Source organism: Flavobacterium sp. C4GT6, assembly GCF_036347315.1.
Taxonomy (GTDB): Bacteria; Bacteroidota; Bacteroidia; order Flavobacteriales; family Flavobacteriaceae; genus Flavobacterium.
Window position 1 is genome coordinate 233,337 of record NZ_JAZGZU010000005.1, and the last position, 19,882, is coordinate 253,218.

Consider the following 19,882-nt stretch of genomic DNA (forward strand, 5'->3'; position numbering starts at 1 on the left):
AAGCCTCTTAAAATTTAGTTATGACAATCAAATTTCAATATAAAATAGCTTTTGTTTTAGCCTTGGCAGGGTTTCAGGCTGCCACGGCTCAAAAGAAGGACGAGAATATAGGAACCGAAGTGGTAAACGTAGTTAAACCATATACTCCTACTATTTCAGATGCTTTTAAAGTAAAAGAAACTCCGGTTGTGGAGGACGACGATAATGCCCAGAAAAAGGAAATAGAATACAATATATTCTCTTTTCCGGTAGCCTCTACATTTACGCCTGCAAAGGGTAAGGCAGCAGGGGTTAAAAGAGCGAAAAAAGAATCACTTTATAATAATTATGCGACTCTTGGTGCAGGAAACTACGGTACTGTTAATGCCGAGCTTTTTGTTACCGAAAACCTAAACCGTAATGAGTATGTAGGCGGTATGCTGCGCCACCTTTCCTCACAGGGAGGTATAAAGGATGTGGTGCTTGATGATAAGTACTACGACACTTCGCTTGATTTAACCTATGGTAACAGGCAAAAAGCCTATAGCTGGAATGCCGATTTGGGATATCATAATCAGGTGTATAACTGGTATGGACTGCCATTGGAATACCAGGTGTTTACGGATGAGTATATAGCAACTATAGATCCGCAGCAAACTTACCATACATTTTATGTTGGCGGTAAAGTAGCAGCCGAAAATAGTTTCTTTAGAGATGCTACAGTTCAGTACAAACGTTTTTGGGATGCATTCAATTCGGCCGAAAACCGTTTTTATGTAAAGCCGTCACTGGATATCGATGTGCTTGACGAAAAAATAAAAGTAGATTTTATTGCTGACTATGTAGGTGGTAACTTTGAAGAGAACGGATTATATTCAGCTATAGACTATAATTACTTTAACGTAGGTATTCAGCCAAGCGTATTGTTCCAAAGAGATGATCTTTCGGTACAGCTTGGAGCCGGACTGTTTTACAGTATGGGTAAACTAATGGGAGAAAGTGATAATAAGTTTTATGTATATCCGCAGGTTAAGGCTTCTTACAAAGTTGTGGGTGATTTAATGATTGCCTATGCCGGTGCCGAAGGTACATTGAAACAAAACTCATATGCTGATTTTGTAGAACAAAATCATTTTATGATGCCAAACCTTATGGTTGCACCAACAGATCAGCAGTATGACATTTATGTTGGTTTAAAAGGTAAGCTGGCAAGTAATGTGGCTTATAACATTCGCGGATCGTATAAAAATGAAGACAACAGGGCTTTCTTTGCAAACTATAATCCTGCTCTTGTACCACAGCCACAACCTGATGTTGAAGTACCTGCTTATGCAAATGGTAACTCTTTCGGGCTGGTTTATGATAAAATGCAAACCGTTAGTTTCTTTGGCGAACTTAAAGCAGATTTCTCTAAAAGCGTGAGCTTTGGTGTAAATGGTACCTTCAGTAGCTATTCTATGGGAAATCTTCAGGAAGCATGGAACCTTCCGGCTATACAAATAGGTGCTGACCTGGATGTTGATATTACCGAAAAATGGTATGCCGGAGCTAATGTTTTCTTTGTAGGTGAAAGAAAAGATTTTGTAGCGGTTAGCAATCCTGATTTTGTTGATCCTTTAGCTACAGAAGCTGTTGTTACACTGGATAGTTATTTTGATGCTAATGCTCATGTAGGGTATAAATACAGTGAAAGGCTTACAGGGTTCTTAAAACTAAATAACATTGCAAGCCAAAATTACCAACGTTGGGTAAACTACCCGGTACAGGGCTTCCAATTCCTTGTAGGGGCTTCTTACAAGTTTAATTTCTGATAATAGAATCTATAAACAATATATTACAAACCCTGCCATGTGGCAGGGTTTGTTTTTATAGGGTTGTAAATGTTAAAACTTTGGGTATATTTGGCAGGTATATAAATAGCTTTACCTTATGAGAAAACTATACTTTTTAGCTGTATTTCTTTTTGCTTCGGTGCTATCGGCACAAACACTTCAGGAGTTTTCAGCTCTTTTACAGGCTAATGATACTATTGGTCAGCAGGAACTTTTAAAAAAATGGAAAAAGAAAGGTGTAAATGATCCTGATTATTATGTTGCTGCCTTTAATTACAATGTGAACAAAGGGATGGTTAATGGTGTAGGGTTTCGTGATGAACCTGAAGGAGAGGAGTATTTAGAGATGGTTAATACCGAAGACAGCACTCAGGTTTTTTATATGGTAGATGAAAGGTTTTATGAAAAGGATTATATCAATGAAGCACTTATTGTTATTACTGCCGGGATAGAAAAGTTTCCCGACAGGCTGGATATGCGTTTCGGTAAAATACATGTTTTAGGAGAAGCGGAAAATTATGATGCTTTTACTAAAGAAGTAATAAAAGTTATAGATTATTCATATAAAATCAATAACAAATGGAAATGGATAGGTGGTGAACTTATGGACAACGGTAAGGATTTTATGCTGGAAAATGTTCAGGCTTATACTGCTAAGCTGTATGATACTAACAATGATGATTTGTTAGTTAACATGGTACAGATATCTGAAACCGTGTTGAAGTATTATCACGATAGTGTTGAAAGTCTGAGTAATTTAGGTGTTGTAAGTGTGATAAACGAAGACTTTAAAACGGCTTTACAGTGTTTTTTAAAAGCGGAAAGTTATAGGGAAGATGATATTATAGTTTTGGCTAATATAGCTAATTTGTATGTTAGGGAGAAGGATTATGATAATGCCGAAAAATACTATGGGAAAATTGCAAAATACGGCAATGATGAAGATGTGGCTTTTGCACATGATGCTATTAGGCAAATACAGGAATTAAAAAAAGAAAAGAAATAAATATTTAATAAGAATACCATTGCAATCATTAAAAATTAAAGTGCTTGCTTATTACAGGCAGCAGGTTCAGGATAAAGAAGATGCTTTTAGGGATATGATAGATGCCCTTACAGAAGGAGCTGCTAACGATGCTAAAGGTTCGGCTGGTGATAAGCACGAAACAGCCCTTTCCATGATGCACCTGGAGCAGGAAAAACTAAATCATAAATTAAAGGAAATACTGGAACAAAAATCGGTATTAGATAAAATTGAGACCGATGCGGTTTCGTCAAAAATTATATTAGGCAGTTTGGTAAAAGCAAATAATATGTATTTGTTTTTAAGTACGGCGCTGCCAAAAATTGTGGTTGAAGGTACTACCGTTTTTGCCCTGTCGCCACAGTCTCCATTGGGTAGTAAATTGCTTGGGGGAGAGCAAGGGCATGAAATTGAGGTTAATAATACAAAATATATTATTGAAGAATTTTGTTAGACTTTTTTACAGAAAGAATAGTAAAGCCACCTCTACAGGTGGCTTTTTTAATTTGTAAGTAAAAAGGGGAAGTTTTTTTGGTTTTACTTTTAAAATGTTTTTAATTCTTTGTTTTTTATTTCAAGGTGTAATCTTTTTTAGTGTATATGTTTTTAAAATGAAAGTTAAAATTCAAATTTGTCTTATAAAAAATAACCAAAAGGGTTAAAATGAGATAAAATTTAAATACTATGTGCGGAATTTTAGCAATCATCGGAAGAGGGAAAGATGAAGCCCTTGTTAAGCAGCTGTCAAAAAGAATGTCCCATAGAGGACCGGACGAAAGTGACCTGCATGTAACAGAGAAAGGGCATGTTTTAAGTCATGAACGTTTATCAATTATAGATTTAACAACAGGTAAACAGCCGATACAGGGTACTAATACAGCCTGGATGGTGCATAACGGCGAAATATACAATCATCAGGAACTTAGAGGTACGGTGCTAAAAGACCACATATTCAGGACGCATTCAGATTCAGAAGTTATTGTGCATCTGTATGAAGAGTTTGGCTATGAATTTTGTCATTTACTGGATGGTATGTTTGCCTTTGTTGTTATTAAAGGGGACGACTTTATTGCAGGGCGTGATCCGCTTGGGGTAAAACCATTGTATTACGGACTGGATGAAAGGGGGCGCATATACTTTGCTTCCGAAATGAAAGCACTGGCCGATCAGTGCCAAACATTCTCTACATTTCCGCCGGGGCATTACTATACACCCGAAACGGGATTTGTAAAGTACTACAAACCAGAATGGGAAGATGCTGCAACAGCAGTAGAAGAAGTAGCTTTAGAAGCTTTAAGGGAGGGACTTACACAGGCGGTTGAAAAAAGACTGATGAGTGATGTTCCGGTAGGCGTGTTACTAAGTGGCGGTCTGGATTCTTCTTTAATATCATCTGTTGCATCAAGGCTCGCAAAACAAAGAGGGCAGGAGTTGCATTCGTTTTCTATAGGGCTTGATGCCGCCGCACCCGATGTGGTAGCTGCACGTAAAGTCGCTCAGTTTTTAGATACAAAACATCATGAAATATATTTTACCATAGAGCAGGGAATTGCTGTGCTGGATAAACTGATATGGCATCTTGAAACTTACGATGTAACTTCGGTAAGGGCAAGTACACCTATGTACTTTCTGTCGGAAGCCATTACGCAAAAAGGTATAAAGGTTGTGCTTTCGGGCGAGGGAGCCGATGAGGTTTTTGGAGGTTACCTGTATTTCCGTAATGCGCCAACTGAAAAAGATTTCCAGAGAGAACTTATAGATAGGGTGCAAAAGCTGTTTACAGCCGATTTGCTGAGAGCAGATAAGTCGACTATGGCTCACGGTCTTGAAGCCAGAGTTCCGTTCTTAGATAAGCAGTTTTTAGAGGTTGCTATGAAAATTAAACCACAGGAAAAACAGCCTAAAACCTACTGCGGAGTTGAGAAATATATTTTAAGAAAAGCATTTGATACTCCGGAACAGCCTTACCTGCCGGATGAGGTGTTGTGGAGGCAGAAAGAACAGTTTTCAGACGGTGTAGGTTACGGTTGGATATATACACTTATTGAGTATTGTGCCTCGCAGGTTAGCGATACAGATATGGAAAAGGCAGAAGAGCGTTTCCCGTATAATACTCCGGCAACAAAAGAGGCTTATTATTACAGGTCGGTTTTCCATAAACACTTCCCACAAAGGAGTGCGGCACAAACCGTAAGGAAATGGATACCTAAATGGCAGGAAAATACCGATCCCAGCGGTAGGGCTAATGCAGCTCACGTAATGGCCGATACGGCTATTGCACAGGCTAAGGTTGAGGTGTGACAATGTTGTGTTTTTTTGAATTTTTAGTTTGTTTGTTTATTAAAAACACCATGAAGCAATGCATGGTGTTTTGTGTGTTTAAACAGGTTGCTTTTTAGCTTGTTAAATGGTTATTTTATGGGTTTAGGAGGTGTATTGCTGTTTATTTACATTAAAAATCAAAATTTAATAAATTGTTAATAACTTAGTTGCTAAAAGCGGGTATTTGGTAGTAATATAGGTCGCGTTTTCATATATTTGTTCGTTAACTTAAAAATTCATTAAGAATACAGATTATATGAGTGAAGAGGTAAAGCAAAACAATTATTCGGCAGACAGTATTCAGGCCCTGGAGGGAATGGAACACGTAAGGATGCGTCCTTCCATGTACATTGGAGATGTGGGTACAAGAGGTCTACACCACCTTGTTTATGAGGTAGTTGATAACTCGATAGATGAGGCTCTGGCCGGGCATTGTGATACTATCTATGTTACTATTAATGAAGATGATTCAATCACTGTAGAAGACAACGGTCGTGGTATACCGGTAGACATGCACAAGAAAGAAGGTGTGTCTGCACTTGAGGTAGTTATGACAAAAATTGGTGCCGGTGGTAAGTTTGATAAAGACTCTTACAAGGTTTCCGGTGGTTTACACGGTGTGGGTGTGTCGTGTGTTAATGCGCTATCCGATCATTTAAAGGCTACAGTGTTCCGCGAAGGAAAAATATACGAACAGGAGTATGAAAGGGGTAAAGCTGTTTACCCTGTAAAACAGGTTGGTGAAACCGATAAAAGAGGTACTACGGTAACCTTTAAACCGGATGCAACCATTTTTACCCAGACTACAGAGTACTCTTACGATACACTTGCTGCACGTATGCGTGAGCTTTCTTTCCTTAATAAGGGTATCAGTATCACAATGACTGATATGAGGGAGAAAGATGATAAAGGCGAGTATCTAAGCGAAACATTTCATTCTGAAGAAGGTTTAAAGGAGTTTGTTAAATTCCTTGACGGTAACCGTGAGCCTATCATTGCAGAGGTAATTAGTATGGAGACAGATAAGGGTGAGATTCCTGTAGAAGTGGCATTGGTTTACAATACCAGTTATACAGAGAATATTTTCTCTTATGTAAATAACATTAATACACACGAGGGTGGTACTCACTTATCGGGCTTCCGTAGGGGGTTAACCAATACCTTAAAGAAATATGCCGACTCATCAGGGCTTCTTGATAAGCTTAAGTTTGAGATTTCGGGTGATGACTTCCGTGAAGGTTTAACGGCAATCATCTCGGTTAAGGTGGCAGAACCTCAGTTTGAGGGGCAAACCAAAACCAAACTTGGTAACCGTGAGGTAGTGGCGCCTGTAAGTCAGGCAGTAAGTGAAATGCTTGAAAACTACCTTGAGGAAAATCCAAACGATGCTAAAACCATTGTGCAAAAGGTTATTTTAGCGGCTCAGGCACGCCACGCTGCTAAAAAAGCCCGCGAAATGGTACAGCGTAAAACCGTTATGGGTGGCGGTGGTTTACCGGGTAAACTTTCTGACTGTTCTGAGCAGGATCCTGCAAAATGTGAAATATTCCTTGTTGAGGGTGACTCGGCAGGTGGTACTGCAAAACAGGGTCGTGACCGTAACTTCCAGGCTATCCTTCCGCTAAGGGGTAAAATCCTTAACGTAGAGAAAGCAATGCACCACAAAGTGTTTGAAAACGATGAGATTAAAAACATGTTTACAGCACTTGGTGTAACTGTAGGTACGGCAGAAGACAGTAAGGCTCTTAACTTAGAGAAGCTTCGTTATCATAAAGTAGTGATTATGTGTGATGCCGATGTTGATGGTAGTCACATTTCTACACTTATCCTTACGTTCTTCTTCAGGTTTATGAAAGAGCTAATCGAGAACGGACACGTTTATATTGCTACTCCGCCATTATATCTTGTTAAGAAAGGTGCTAAAAAAGAGTATGCATGGAATGATGCTCAGCGTGATATGATTAATGAGAGAATGGGTGGTGGAGCAACTATCCAACGTTATAAAGGTCTTGGAGAGATGAATGCAGAGCAGCTTTGGGATACGACTATGGATCCGGAGCACAGAACGCTTCGTCAGGTAGGTATTGACAGTCTTACAGAGGCTGATAGGATCTTCTCTATGCTAATGGGTGATGAAGTGCCACCACGTAGGGAATTTATTGAGAAAAATGCAGCATATGCAAAAATTGATGCATAAGCTTTATTGATAAAATAATTATGAAAAAACGGGGTGTCATGTTAATGGCACCCCGTTTTGTATTTAAAATGTAATAAAGGGTAAATATTAATGTAATATTGGTAATTTGACGTGTTTTAAATGGTTGGTTTTGTTATATTTGTTAGAAACAATAACTTTTTTCGATAACCAATCTAAAAATATAATACTATGAAAGTAACAATTGTAGGCGCCGGTAATGTAGGTGCTACATGTGCCGATGTGATTTCTTACAGAGGTATAGCCAGTGAAGTGGTTTTATTAGATATTAAAGAAGGCTTTGCTGAAGGTAAAGCTATGGATATAATGCAATGTGCTACTACTACCGGATTTAATACAAGGGTTTCAGGAAGTACAAACGACTATTCTAAAACAGCAAACAGTAATGTGGTGGTAATAACATCGGGAGTTCCAAGAAAACCGGGTATGACCAGGGAGGAGCTTATAGGTATTAATGCCGGTATTGTGAAAACTGTGGCAGATAACGTTCTTAAATATTCACCCGATGCAATTATAGTTGTAGTGTCTAATCCAATGGATACTATGGCTTATTTAACGCTTAAAGCAACCGGATTGCCTAAAAACAGAATTATAGGTATGGGAGGAGCTCTGGATAGCTCACGCTTTAAATATTACCTGTCTAAGGCTTTAGATAAACCATCAAACGATGTTCAGGGAATGGTTATAGGTGGTCATGGTGATACTACTATGATTCCGCTTACACGAATCGCTTCTTACAACGGTAGCCCTGTGTCTGATTTTCTTTCTCAGGAAGTGATGGATAAAGTAGCTGCCGATACTATGGTGGGAGGAGCTACATTAACAGGTTTACTGGGGACATCGGCATGGTATGCTCCGGGAGCATCTGTAGCATATCTTGTAGACAGTATTCTTAACGACCAGAGGAAAATGATACCGTGTTCGGTTTACCTTGAGGGAGAATATGGTCAAAGTGATATTTGTATTGGTGTACCTTGTATAATTGGTAAAAATGGAGTAGAGGAGATTGTTACTATAAACCTGGACGAGAAAGAGAAGGCTTTATTCGCTAAAAGCGCCGACGCTGTTAGGAATATGAATGAAGCATTGAAATCAGTATTAGCTTAACATTTTCTTAATATATCGTAAAAGACTGCTTTAAGCGGTCTTTTTTTTATGATATATTTAGAAAATAAATTGGTTAATCTTTTGGAGAATTATATATTTGCTCGTTTTTAAAAAATGGAATAATTAATTTTTAGTACTAATGCAGAATAAGGGACTCATTAAATTTTTCGCAATTATTTTTGCGATCGTAAGTATTTATCAGCTTTCGTTCACATTTGTTTCTAATGGTATTCAGGAAGATGCTAAGGCAGCTGCCGGCGGCGACTCTCAAAAAGAGCTTGCATACCTGGACTCAATTGGGAAGCAGGAAGTTTTTCTTGGTTATACTTACAATCAGGTAAGAGACAAACAAATTAACAAAGGTCTTGACCTTGAGGGAGGTATTAATGTTATCCTACAGATATCTGTAAAAGATATCCTTAAGGACTTAGCTAATAATACTACTAATCCTGTTTTTAACAAAGCTTTAGATGTAGCTTCACAGGAACAACAAGGTAATCAGGATTACTTGGACGCGTTTTTCGTAGCATTCGCTAAGGAATCAAACGGTTCGGTTAAATTGTCTTCAACAGAAATTTTTGCTAACAGAGACTTAGCTGATGATGTTCATACACAAATGTCTGACGAGGAAGTTAAAGTTGTTATCAAAAGAAAAGTTAATGAGGCTGTTGATAGTGCATTTGGAGTACTAACAAAACGTATAGATAAATTTGGTGTTGTACAACCAAACCTTCAAAAACTTGGTGAGTCAGGAAGAATTCTTGTAGAACTTCCGGGTGCTAAGGATATTGACAGAGTTAAAAGACTTTTACAAAGTACAGCTCAGCTTGAATTTTGGCAAACTTACAAAGTAGACCAAATGGTAGGTGTATTAACAGCAGCTAACGAGGCAATGAAAGCTGATGTTAAAACAACTGAAGAGCCGGAAGCTGCTAAAATCGATACATTGATTGGTAATAGTGCTCAGGATTCTTCTGCTACTGCTAAAGGCAACAATCCATTATTTGATATATTCAGTCCGGGTCCAATGGGAAGCCCAATACTGGGTATGGCTTCTGTGTCAGATACAGCTAAGATTAATTCATACCTAAAAAAGCCTGAGGTTCGTTCTGCTTTATCGGGTGAACTTCGTTATACTCGTTTTGCATGGGGTAAAGAAGATAAAAAGAATGAAGGTGTAGTTGAGCTTTATGCTCTAAGAGGCAACAGAGAAAATGTTCCGCCATTAAGCGGTAGTGTTATCACTGGTGCTAACGATTCATTTGATCAGTTAGGTCAGCCATGTGTGGAAATGCAAATGGATGCTAAAGGATCAAGAGAGTGGGAAAATTTAACAGGTCAGGCTTATCAGGAACAAGGTAACATTGCTATCGTACTTGATAATATTGTATACTCTGCTCCGGGTGTATCTTCAGGTCCAATTTCAGGTGGACGTTCTCAAATTTCAGGTTCATTTGATGTAACTGAAACAAAAGACTTAGCAAACGTATTAAGAGCAGGTAAACTTCCTGCATCTGCAGATATAGTACAATCAGAGGTTGTTGGTCCGTCATTGGGTCAGGAAGCTATTGATAACGGTATTACTTCATCTTTAGTAGGTTTATTATTAATCTCTTTCTGGATGATATTCTACTACGGTAAGGCAGGTTGGTATGCAAACATTGCACTAGCTGTTAACTTACTATTCATTTTTGGTATCCTTGCGAGCTTAGGTGCTGTACTTACATTACCTGGTATTGCCGGTATCGTATTAACAATGGGTACTGCGGTAGATGCTAATATTATTATCTACGAAAGGGCAAAAGAAGAAATGCGACTGGGTAAAACGCTTGAAGAGTCTATTAAGGCTTCATTTAGCTGGAAAGGTGCGATGTCTTCTATTACCGATGCTAACGTAACTACGTTCCTTACAGGTTTAGTGCTTTTAATATTCGGTACAGGTCCTGTTAAAGGTTTTGCTACTACATTACTTATAGGTATATGTACTTCTCTTTTCACAGCTATCTTTATCACAAGAGTTTTACTTGACTGGGCAGCTAGCAAAGGAGGTAACCTAACTTTCAATACTAGTATTACTAAAAACTGGTTTACTAAATTCAACTTTAATTTCCTTGCTAAAAAGAAAATTGCATACATCATCTCAGGATTACTTATCCTTGGTAGTTTTGCTTCATTCTTTACAAATGGTTTAGATCAGGGTATTGACTTTGTTGGTGGACGTACTTTCCAGGTGAGGTTTGAAAACAAAGTATCTGTAGAAGATGTTAAGAGTGTACTAAGCGATGCTTTTGGTAGTGCTGTAGATGCTAAGGTGTTTGGTAGCGACGATCAGTTAAGAATTACTACTAAATATAAAGTAGATGCTCACGGTGTTGAAGTTGATGAAGAAGTTAACAGGATACTATACGATAATCTTAAGAAATTCTACACAAAAGAGATTTCATATAAAGACTTTGTAAACACTTACGATGGTAAGACTGTGGGTATTATGCAGGCTTCTAAAGTAGGTCCTACAATTGCAAAAGATATTAAAACAAACTCTTACTGGGCTGTACTTGGTTCATTATCTATAGTGTTTATTTACTTAATGCTAAGTTTTAGAAGATGGCAGTTTAGTTTAGGTGCGGTAGTGGCAGTTGCTCACGACGTTATCATTGTGTTAGGTATTTACTCTGTTTTCTATAAATGGGCTCCTTTCCAAATGGAAATGAACCAGCACTTTATAGCGGCTATCCTTACGGTAATTGGTTACTCGCTTAACGATACGGTAATTGTATTTGACAGGGTAAGGGAATTCCTTGGCGGATCTGTTAAGGGTGATTTTGACAGTATCGTTAACCAGTCAATCAATACTACATTATCAAGAACAATCAATACTTCATTAACTGTAATGCTTGTATTATTAATCATGTTCATATTTGGTGGTGAGTCTATCCAAGGATTTGTATTTGCAATGCTTGTAGGTATCGTAGTAGGTACTTACTCATCATTATTCATTGCGACTCCAATACTTGTAGATACGGTGTCTGCAAAAGAGAAAAAAGCTGTTGAGGCAGCTCACAATGCAGCTGAATAATATAACAGATTACATTATATATAAAACCTGCCTGATTTTCAGGCAGGTTTTTTTATTTCTAAAAGAGATGTTAGCGTGATGGCTATTAAGCAATTTTTAGCCTATATTAGCGTTAAAATTTAAAAGATAAATATTTTAAGAATTAATTCTCTATGGTAAACATTCAGAATGCTGCCGATAGCCTGGCAGTGGCTCAGGAAGCTATGTTAGACGAACAGTCTACAGAAAAAACATTATCTATTATTGAACTTCTTACAAGTGGTGGTATTGGCGGTCAGATAATTATGATCGTGCTGGCGGTACTTTTATTTGTAGCCATTTACCTTTATATAGAGCGATTGCTTACGCTTAAAGCGGCATCTAAGGTAGATAAAGGGTTCATGAACCAAATTAGGGATCATATAATGAATGGTCGTTTGGATAGTGCTAAGCTTTTATGTCAGCATACAAATACGCCGGTTTCAAGACTCGTAGAAAAAGGAATCTCAAGAATTGGTAAACCGCTTGATGATATCAATACGGCTATTGAAAGTGCCGGTAAATTGGAAATTTATAGCCTTGAGAAAAACGTTAGTATACTTGCGACTATTTCGGGTGCAGGTCCTATGATTGGGTTCCTTGGAACTGTTGTTGGTATGGTACTTGCGTTTCATAAAATAGCAACAGGAGGAGGTCAAATTGAGGTTGGCGCTCTTGCAGGTGGTATATATACGGCGATGACAACTACTGTAGCTGGTTTGATTGTAGGTATTGTGGCTTACATAGGATATAACCACTTAGTAGTAAAAACAGATAAAATTGTAAACCAGATGGAAGCCAACGCAGTTGAGTTCCTTGACCTATTAAACGATCCGGTATAATTATGCAGTTTAGAAGCAGAAACAGGGTAACGCCCGAGTTTAACATGTCGTCAATGACGGATATTGTATTCCTGTTATTGATATTCTTTATGCTTACTTCTACCATGGTTACAACCGATGCCCTTGATCTTAATCTGCCAAAGGCTAAAGGTAAAACAGCTAATAATCAAAACGTAGCGGTAAGTATAACTAAAGACCTTGAATATTATATAGATAAAAAGCCAATTGCTGAAGAAGCACTTGAGTCAACTCTTATAGAGATGCTTTCTGGAGATGAAAGTAAGGCTATTGTGTTACGTGCCGAAACCGGCGTGCCTATTGAAAAGGCAGTTAGTGTAATGGATATAGCTTACAGAAATCAATTCAAAATAGTATTGGCAGTTAATCCTAAATAATAGGAATAATGAAGTATTTAGAAACAGAACAGGAGAAAAAATCATTTACAATAACAGTAGTAGTATTTGCTATACTGTTATTACTGTGTTTCTTTCTCGGACTAACATATATGGATCCGCCGCCTGAAAATGGTATCGCCATTAATTTTGGGACTACTGATTTCGGTTCGGGCGATGTGCAGCCTACGCAGCCGATACAATCGGCACCACAACCGCAACAATCAACTCCTGCATCTGCTCCGGTAACGGAAGAAGTGGTAACTCAGGATGTAGACGATGCGCCTGTTATAAGTAACGAGAAACCTAAAAAAGAACCTGCTAAAGAGCCTGAAAAACCAAAGGAAACTCCTAAGCCGCCGCAGCCATCAAAAACCACTACAGATGCTTTAAATAGTCTTATAAACGGACCTAAAAGCGAAGGCACTGCAACACAGGGTCAGGGTGATGATAATAAGGCCGGAGATAAAGGCAAAATTGATGGTTCACTTCAGGGAGGCTATGGTAATGGCGGAGGAGGAACTGTAGGTACGGGTACCGGAAATTACAGACTAGCCGGACGTAAAGCCTTAACAAAACCGGCTCCTAAGTATTTGTGTAATGAGCAGGGCACAGTAGTTGTTGAAATTTCGGTAGATAAAAATGGTACTGTTATTTCGGCTAAGCCCGGTGCCAGAGGTACAACCAACTCAGCTAAATGTTTGTTAGATCAGGCTAAAGTAGCTGCTATGAATACCAAGTTTAACAGTAGTGACAGTGCTCCTGACAAACAGATAGGTGAGATTGTTTACAACTTTAAGCTTACTGATTAATGATTAATAAGTTCTTTTTGTTAGTTGTTTTTTTAAGTTTTTCCTGCTTTTCTCAGGAGGAAAATGAGGTTCTTGCAATATCTATATCTAACCCTGAACAGTTAATAGTAAATGTTCAGGATACCTTAAAATATAGGATTGTTTCTCCCAAAGCGGATAATAATCAAGAAGTTACTACTGTAAAGTTGGTTTCTGACTGTTTGGAGCAAGGTATCGTGGTTGTTGAAGTTCATGTAGATCGCTCCGGTAAGGTAATAAAAGCAGTTCCCGGTGTTAGGGGTACAACTAATAATGCAGCTTGCTTGTTGGAAATGGCAAAGAAAGCAGCTTTGGAAACCAAGTTTAACGGTAGTAATAAAGCGCCAGAGATACAGCTTGGAAATATTTCATATGATTTTAGACTGACTGATTAAATATAGTAATTTCACATAAATAAAAAGCCCCGCATTTGCGGGGCTTTTTATTTATATAATTGACCTTATTAAAGTGTTTCAGTTCTTTTCTTGGAGGTAAATATAAGGTAAAGTCCTACCAGTATGAAAGGTATACTTAACCATTGGCCTGTAAGTAATATAGGGTTCTCGCCTTCAAACCCGCCCTGACTTTCTTTTACAAACTCCACTACAAAACGTACGGTCCATAGTAGTACAAGGAATACTCCAAAAATAAGTCCGTGTTGCTTTCTGGAATCTGTTTTCCAGTACATGTAATATACTATGGCAAATACGAATATATAGCAAAATGCTTCATATAACTGTGCCGGGTGCCTGTAAGGTATAGCGTTAAGTATGTCAGCATACCTTGGGTCATGTTGTACCAAATCGTAAGCTTTGTTGTAGTCTGTTTGCTGTGTGACTTCCATTATGGCGCGTCTTCCAAGTTCACCATCTTCACCTCTAATAAATTTAACTGCTGTAGGTACATCGGCAGTTGTTTCGCGACCTAATATTTCAGAATTGATAAAGTTACCTATACGGATAAAAATTCCGCCCAGTGTTACCGGAACCACAATACGATCCAGCATCCATAGTACAGGTCTTTTGATGATTTTTTTACTGTAATAAAAAATTACAAGTATAATGGCGATTGCTGCCCCGTGGCTGGCAAGTCCGGCAAAGCCTGTGAACTCAAATTTTGGTGTTGTTCTGAATGGTAAGAAAACATTAAGGAAATCTTCCTTAAACAGTTCCGGCTGATAGAATATTACGTGACCTAAACGGGCGCCTATCATGGTAGCAACTATAGTATAAATAAACAGTTTGTCCAGCTTTTCCATAGATTCGCCTTCACGAACAAATATGTTTTTCATTACATACCATCCCAGTCCAAAGGCTACTACCCACATAAGGCTATAGTAACGTAAAAGGAAAAATCCAAGGTCTATACCTTCGTGAGGGTTCCATACAAAGCTTAAAGCGTGTGTCATTTTAATTGGTTTAATTTCTGTAAAAATAAATAAATGTGAAAGATTGCCAAGTCTAAAAACCGTTAATTAATGATTATGCCGGCATTTTCTTTCGGGCACAGGGTCGTACCCACGTCCGCCCCAGGGGTTACAGCTGGCAATACGTTTAATACTTAACCATCCGCCTTTAATAAGTCCGTGCGTTTGCAGGGCTTCAATAGTGTATTGAGAGCAGGTAGGGGTATAGCGGCAAGCCGAAGGCAGGAAAGGAGATATAGCACCCTGATAAAAGCGTACTAATAATACAAAAGGTGTTATTATAATTTTCCTTAATGTCAAATCATTATGATTGTATTGAAAACGTAGTGCCTTCCTTGCTGTCTTTCAGTTCTATACCAAGTTCAGTCAGTTTATTTCTAATCTGGTCAGAAAGGGCAAAGTCCTTGTTAGCTCTGGCTTCATTTCTCATACCAATTAGCATGTTAACAACACCTTCAAGCTTATCATTGTTGTTTGAAGCTGTTTTTTCGTCAACAAGTCCCAGTACATCAAAAACAAAAGCATGTAATGTTTCAGAAAGCAGTTTAAGGTCACTTGCTGTAATAGTCTCCTTATTTTCTTTCAGGAGATTGATGTAACGAACGGCTTCAAAAAGCTGAGCTATAAGTATAGGGCTGTTAAAATCATCGTTCATGGCATCATAACAGGATTGTTTCCATGCTTCGATGTCAATACTCGATTTGTCTGAAGTTTTTAGTGCTGTTAATGCTTCAATAGCTTCCATAAGGCGGTTAAAGCCTTTTTCGGCAGCGAGAATAGCATCGTTACTAAAATCAAGTATACTGCGGTAGTGTGCCTGTAGTATAAAGAAACGGGTAACTGTTGGTGAAAATGCCTTACTAAGAATCTCGTTATTCCCCGAGAATATCTCTCTTGGTAAAATATTATTTCCGGTAGACTTAGACATTTTCTTGCCGTTAAGCGTAAGCATATTGGCATGCATCCAGAAGTTTACCGGCGACTGACCTGTACAGGCTTCATTTTGTGCAATTTCACATTCATGGTGAGGGAATTTTAAGTCCATACCTCCACCATGAATGTCAAAATGATTTCCTAAATATTTTGTACTCATAGAAGTACACTCCAAATGCCATCCAGGGAAACCGTCACCCCATGGTGATGGCCAACGCATAATGTGTTGTGGTTCGGCTTTTTTCCAAAGTGCAAAATCCTGAGGGTTTCTTTTTTCATCCTGTCCGGAAAGATCACGAGTGTTGGAAATCATGTCTTCAAGATTCCTTCCGCTTAACTTTCCGTAGTGGTTGGTTTCATTAAACTTAACCACGTCAAAATATACTGAACCGTTAGACTCGTATGCAAAACCGTTTTCTATTATTTGCTTAATGGTTTCAATTTGCTCAATAATATGCCCTGTAGCCGTAGGCTCAATGCTTGGCGGCATATTATTAAACAGTTCAAGGATTTGGTGAAAATCTACAGAATACTGCTGAACAATTTCCATAGGTTCCAGTTTTTCTATCCTCGCCTTTTTTGCAATTTTATCCTCTCCGTCATCAGCATCGTCTTCAATATGGCCTACGTCGGTAATATTACGCACGTATCTAACCTTAAAGCCAAGATGTTTCAGGTAACGGAAAACCAGGTCAAAAGAGATAAAGGTTCTGCAGTTCCCTAAGTGTACATTACTATATACCGTAGGTCCGCAAACATACATGCCTACGCTGCCTTCGTGTATTGGGGTAAACAGTTCTTTGTCTCCGCTCAGCGAATTATAAATTTTTAAAGCCTGGTTCTTATATAATTGCATATGGGTTAATTTGAATTCCGTAAGTTACGGTATAAAAATAATAGGATTAGAATTGCGTGTCAAGTTTTATGTAATCTAAAAACTCTCTTCTTACATTCTCTTCTTTGAACTTTCCTCCAAATTCAGATGTTACGGTGCTACTTTCAATGTCACGAATACCTCTTGAGTTAACACAAAGGTGTTTAGCGTCAATTACGCAGGCAACATCTTCGGTGTTAAGTACATTTTTAAGTTCTTCTACAATTTGGATGGTAAGTCTTTCCTGTACTTGCGGTCTTTTTGCAAAGAAATCTACAATACGGTTCATTTTAGAAAGTCCTACAACAGTTCCGTTAGATATATAGGCTACGTGTGCACGTCCTACAATAGGAAGAAGGTGGTGTTCGCAGGTAGAATAAACAGTAATATTTTTTTCTACAAGCATTTCACCATACTTGTACTTATTTTCAAATGTAGATGATCCCGGTTTTTTAGAAGGGTTTAGTCCGCCAAAAATTTCTTTTACAAACATTTTTGCCACACGGTTAGGAGTTCCTTTAAGGCTGTCGTCTGTAAGGTCCATTCCCAGTGTATGTAAAATGTTTTCAACATCTTTTTTTATGGCTTCTATCTTTTGGTCATCACTCATTTCAAAAGCGTCTGCCCTTAAAGGGGTTTCTGCGCTTGTTGCAATATGGTTTTCTCCAATATCGTCTTTTAAATCCTCGTTAGCAATCATTGATACAATAATTAATATATACTCTAAAAAGTCAGGTCGCAAAGATAGTTATAAAAGTTGATTTTAAACGCCGTAGCTTTAACCGAAATTTTATTTTGTTGCTTTACTTCGGTTTTATGTAAGTATTAAATAATATGTTATGTTTGTAACAAATTATGTTTACCCTTTTAAAATTACCCAAAAACATTAAAATGTTAAAAAAAACCAAATAAGGTAGGGTAGGGTAAGTAATAACTGTTATTAATAAGCGTTGTAGTAATATTATGTATGTTTTAGTTATATTTTTAAGCGATATGCTAAAAAGTAATAATTTTTTATAGTCAGCGCTTTAAATTTGTGTAAATTTCGCGTTTCAAAAAAACAATTCAAAAAATGAGAAACAAGTACCTTTTGTTGTTCTTTCTGAGCATTTTAAGTTTTAAAGGTTTTTCGCAGGCTCCAGGTTGTCCTGACGTAGGGACATTTGCTCCGGCGCCTTTGTGTAACCCGGGTGATTGTACCGACCTTATTGCTGAGTATTTCGAAACAGGTGAAACTACCTCTTATGAGGTGAGTTCTGTTGATTATGCTCCGCCATATCCTTTTGTTGGTGGTACGCAGGTATCCGTAAATACAGATGACGTGTGGTCTCCATTGGTTACACTGCCGTTTTCATTTTGTTTTTATGGTCAGAGTTATGACAATGTATTAATTGGATCAAACGGTGTTATTACATTTGATACTACCACATTTACTCCTGGATCGTTCTGTCAATTCGCATTTAGTCAACCAATACCTAGTACAGGATTTCCTATAAAAAACGCCATATATGGTGTTTATCAGGATATTGATCCGGGTGTTAATAATACGTTTGCCGACCCTAATATTAACTATGCTATTTTAGGTAGTGCGCCATGTCGGACACTGGTGGTTAATATCTCTCAGGTAGCACAGTATAGTGGTGCTTGCGAAGGTGATCCTGATATTGGTGCCCAAACTTCTCAAATAGTATTATATGAAACAACAAATGTTGTAGAGGTATACGTTCAGAGAAGGGTGCCTTGTAATTCATGGCAAGATGGAGTAGGTGTTATAGGTATTCAAAATACAGCTGGTACAGAGGCTGCTGTGCCTCCCGCACGTAATACTGGTAACTGGAGTGCAACAAATGAGGCTTGGAGGTTTACTCCAAACGGAGACTCAAACGTTGAGTTTGCATGGCTTTTAGGAGGTGCTGAAATAGGTACTGATACTACTATAACAGTTTGTCCGGATGTAACTACTACATATACTGCTCAGGCTATATATACTGCTTGTGACGGTACTGAGGTTGTAAAAACTCAGGATGTAACTGTAGAGGTTAATGAACCTCTTGAATTAGGTACTCCTAACGATTTTTATGTATGTACTACCAACCCTCCGCCATACACATTCGATTTAACCGAAAATACACCTGTAATAAGGAATGGTTATAACCAATTCCAGTATCCTATTACGTATCACCATTCGCTTGCAGATGCCGAAGCCCCTTTTAATCAGATAATAAATGATACTGCATATTCTACAGATGTTAGTGAGACTATTTTTGCTAGGATAGAAAACGTACTTACAGGATGTTATGAAGTTGTTTCTTTTGAAATCGTAATAACAGATGCTCCTGTTGCGGGAGAGGTTGATGATATAAATGTATGTGATTTAGATGGCGACGGTACTGAAGTAGTCGATCTTACAGTTCAATATAACGATGTTATGGCGGGATTAGACCCGAATGCTATAGAAGTGTTTTATTATGACTCGATTATAGATGCTGACTCTAATACTAATGCGATAGCAGCTCCGGATGCTTACACTGCTACAGATGGAGAGACAATTTTTATAAGAGTTGCTGTTATTGGTGATGATGGATGTTATGATATAACCAATTTTGAAATAAACCTTACTGAGTTTCCTAATGATGTGGTAAACCCGGCATCAATGGAGACTTGTGATGATGCTTCAAACGATGGTCTTGCCGAGTTTGATTTAACTAATGCTATTGCAGGCATTATGGCTAATGAGCCGGGAATGACTCTTGATGTTTCTGTTCACCTTTCTCAGGCAGATGCAGATGCTAATACAAACCCTCAGGCACAACCATTATTTACAACTACTGTACCTAATTCGCAAACAATTTACTTTAGAGTGCAGGAGCAGGGAGCTGTAGTTGCTTCATGTTATTCAGTTGTAACGATGGACTTAACAGTTAATGAAAGGCCAACCATCTTAGCCCCAATCACGAACTACGTTCAGTGTGACCAGACCGACCCTGATGCCAATGATGGTATCGAGGAGTT

Annotated in this window: 15 protein-coding genes and 1 pseudogene; 12 read left to right on the forward strand and 4 right to left on the reverse strand. The window is 38.2% G+C overall.

Annotation, left to right across the window (positions count from 1 at the left end; all coding sequences use genetic code 11):
- The first annotated feature begins 20 nt into the window (after nucleotides 1-20).
- The 11 genes from V3Z67_RS08770 to V3Z67_RS08820 all read left to right on the forward strand — a co-directional run bounded on the left by V3Z67_RS08770 (nucleotide 21) and on the right by V3Z67_RS08820 (nucleotide 14,032).
- Entirely contained in the window at nucleotides 21-1,790 is a 1,770-nt protein-coding gene (locus tag V3Z67_RS08770; RefSeq protein WP_330442939.1) for a TonB-dependent receptor, read from the forward strand.
- A gap of 118 nt (nucleotides 1,791-1,908) precedes the next feature.
- On the forward strand, nucleotides 1,909-2,817 hold the full coding sequence (locus tag V3Z67_RS08775) for a hypothetical protein (protein WP_330442940.1): 909 nt from the start codon (nucleotides 1,909-1,911) through the stop codon (nucleotides 2,815-2,817).
- Between the two features lie 19 nt (nucleotides 2,818-2,836).
- Entirely contained in the window at nucleotides 2,837-3,289 is a 453-nt protein-coding gene (locus V3Z67_RS08780; RefSeq protein ID WP_330442941.1) for a hypothetical protein, read from the forward strand.
- A 230-nt stretch (nucleotides 3,290-3,519) separates the two neighbouring features.
- The gene (gene asnB, locus V3Z67_RS08785; protein WP_330442942.1) at nucleotides 3,520-5,136 is read left to right on the forward strand and encodes an asparagine synthase B; all 1,617 of its coding nucleotides are present in this window, start codon (nucleotides 3,520-3,522) and stop codon (nucleotides 5,134-5,136) included.
- Between the two features lie 277 nt (nucleotides 5,137-5,413).
- Nucleotides 5,414-7,354, forward strand: coding sequence for a DNA topoisomerase (ATP-hydrolyzing) subunit B (gene gyrB / locus V3Z67_RS08790; RefSeq protein ID WP_330442943.1), 1,941 nt, complete (start codon nucleotides 5,414-5,416; stop codon nucleotides 7,352-7,354).
- Nucleotides 7,355-7,543: 189 nt separating this feature from the next.
- Nucleotides 7,544-8,479, forward strand: coding sequence for a malate dehydrogenase (locus V3Z67_RS08795; RefSeq protein ID WP_330442944.1), 936 nt, complete (start codon nucleotides 7,544-7,546; stop codon nucleotides 8,477-8,479).
- Between the two features lie 139 nt (nucleotides 8,480-8,618).
- Nucleotides 8,619-11,555, forward strand: coding sequence for a protein translocase subunit SecDF (gene secDF, locus V3Z67_RS08800; protein ID WP_330442945.1), 2,937 nt, complete (start codon nucleotides 8,619-8,621; stop codon nucleotides 11,553-11,555).
- Nucleotides 11,556-11,707: 152 nt separating this feature from the next.
- Entirely contained in the window at nucleotides 11,708-12,415 is a 708-nt protein-coding gene (locus V3Z67_RS08805; RefSeq protein ID WP_442902262.1) for a MotA/TolQ/ExbB proton channel family protein, read from the forward strand.
- Nucleotides 12,416-12,417: 2 nt separating this feature from the next.
- On the forward strand, nucleotides 12,418-12,810 hold the full coding sequence (locus V3Z67_RS08810; RefSeq protein WP_035132647.1) for an ExbD/TolR family protein: 393 nt from the start codon (nucleotides 12,418-12,420) through the stop codon (nucleotides 12,808-12,810).
- A gap of 8 nt (nucleotides 12,811-12,818) precedes the next feature.
- Nucleotides 12,819-13,619, forward strand: a complete 801-nt coding sequence (locus V3Z67_RS08815; RefSeq protein ID WP_330442946.1) for an energy transducer TonB — start codon at nucleotides 12,819-12,821, stop codon at nucleotides 13,617-13,619.
- Entirely contained in the window at nucleotides 13,619-14,032 is a 414-nt protein-coding gene (locus V3Z67_RS08820) for a hypothetical protein (RefSeq protein ID WP_330442947.1), read from the forward strand. The genes V3Z67_RS08815 and V3Z67_RS08820 overlap by 1 nt, the downstream gene beginning before the upstream one ends.
- 68 nt (nucleotides 14,033-14,100) lie before the next feature.
- Here V3Z67_RS08820 and lgt read toward each other — a convergent pair whose 3' ends face one another.
- The 4 genes from lgt to folE form a co-directional block, all read right to left on the reverse strand.
- The gene (gene lgt, locus V3Z67_RS08825; protein WP_330442948.1) at nucleotides 14,101-15,045 is read right to left on the reverse strand and encodes a prolipoprotein diacylglyceryl transferase; all 945 of its coding nucleotides are present in this window, start codon (nucleotides 15,043-15,045) and stop codon (nucleotides 14,101-14,103) included.
- A gap of 66 nt (nucleotides 15,046-15,111) precedes the next feature.
- Nucleotides 15,112-15,363 (reverse strand): membrane protein insertion efficiency factor YidD, encoded by a 252-nt coding sequence (gene yidD, locus V3Z67_RS08830; protein ID WP_330442949.1) that lies wholly within the window; start codon nucleotides 15,361-15,363, stop codon nucleotides 15,112-15,114.
- 4 nt (nucleotides 15,364-15,367) lie between these two features.
- Entirely contained in the window at nucleotides 15,368-16,852 is a 1,485-nt protein-coding gene (cysS, locus tag V3Z67_RS08835; protein ID WP_330442950.1) for a cysteine--tRNA ligase, read from the reverse strand.
- Between the two features lie 46 nt (nucleotides 16,853-16,898).
- Nucleotides 16,899-17,570 carry a GTP cyclohydrolase I FolE gene (gene folE, locus V3Z67_RS08840; protein ID WP_330442951.1) on the reverse strand — a complete coding sequence of 224 codons (672 nt, stop codon included), beginning with the start codon at nucleotides 17,568-17,570 and terminating at the stop codon, nucleotides 16,899-16,901.
- 372 nt (nucleotides 17,571-17,942) lie between these two features.
- On the opposite strand from folE, the pseudogene V3Z67_RS08845 reads away from it, so the two are divergent.
- Nucleotides 17,943-19,882 (forward strand): annotated as a pseudogene (locus tag V3Z67_RS08845) (hypothetical protein); the annotation flags it as partial.

Bases quoted from the DNA above. Each gene is read 5' to 3' on its own strand.
- V3Z67_RS08795 (WP_330442944.1), top strand. From the start codon at position 7,544: ATGAAAGTAACAATTGTAGGCGCCGGTAATGTAGGTGCTACATGTGCC.
- folE (WP_330442951.1), bottom strand. From the start codon at position 17,570: ATGATTGCTAACGAGGATTTAAAAGACGATATTGGAGAAAACCATATT.
- V3Z67_RS08815 (WP_330442946.1), top strand. From the start codon at position 12,819: ATGAAGTATTTAGAAACAGAACAGGAGAAAAAATCATTTACAATAACA.
- V3Z67_RS08770 (WP_330442939.1), top strand. From the start codon at position 21: ATGACAATCAAATTTCAATATAAAATAGCTTTTGTTTTAGCCTTGGCA.
- secDF (WP_330442945.1), top strand. From the start codon at position 8,619: ATGCAGAATAAGGGACTCATTAAATTTTTCGCAATTATTTTTGCGATC.
- gyrB (WP_330442943.1), top strand. From the start codon at position 5,414: ATGAGTGAAGAGGTAAAGCAAAACAATTATTCGGCAGACAGTATTCAG.
- cysS (WP_330442950.1), bottom strand. From the start codon at position 16,852: ATGCAATTATATAAGAACCAGGCTTTAAAAATTTATAATTCGCTGAGC.
- asnB (WP_330442942.1), top strand. From the start codon at position 3,520: ATGTGCGGAATTTTAGCAATCATCGGAAGAGGGAAAGATGAAGCCCTT.
- V3Z67_RS08820 (WP_330442947.1), top strand. From the start codon at position 13,619: ATGATTAATAAGTTCTTTTTGTTAGTTGTTTTTTTAAGTTTTTCCTGC.
- lgt (WP_330442948.1), bottom strand. From the start codon at position 15,045: ATGACACACGCTTTAAGCTTTGTATGGAACCCTCACGAAGGTATAGAC.
- V3Z67_RS08775 (WP_330442940.1), top strand. From the start codon at position 1,909: ATGAGAAAACTATACTTTTTAGCTGTATTTCTTTTTGCTTCGGTGCTA.
- V3Z67_RS08805 (WP_442902262.1), top strand. From the start codon at position 11,708: ATGGTAAACATTCAGAATGCTGCCGATAGCCTGGCAGTGGCTCAGGAA.
- V3Z67_RS08810 (WP_035132647.1), top strand. From the start codon at position 12,418: ATGCAGTTTAGAAGCAGAAACAGGGTAACGCCCGAGTTTAACATGTCG.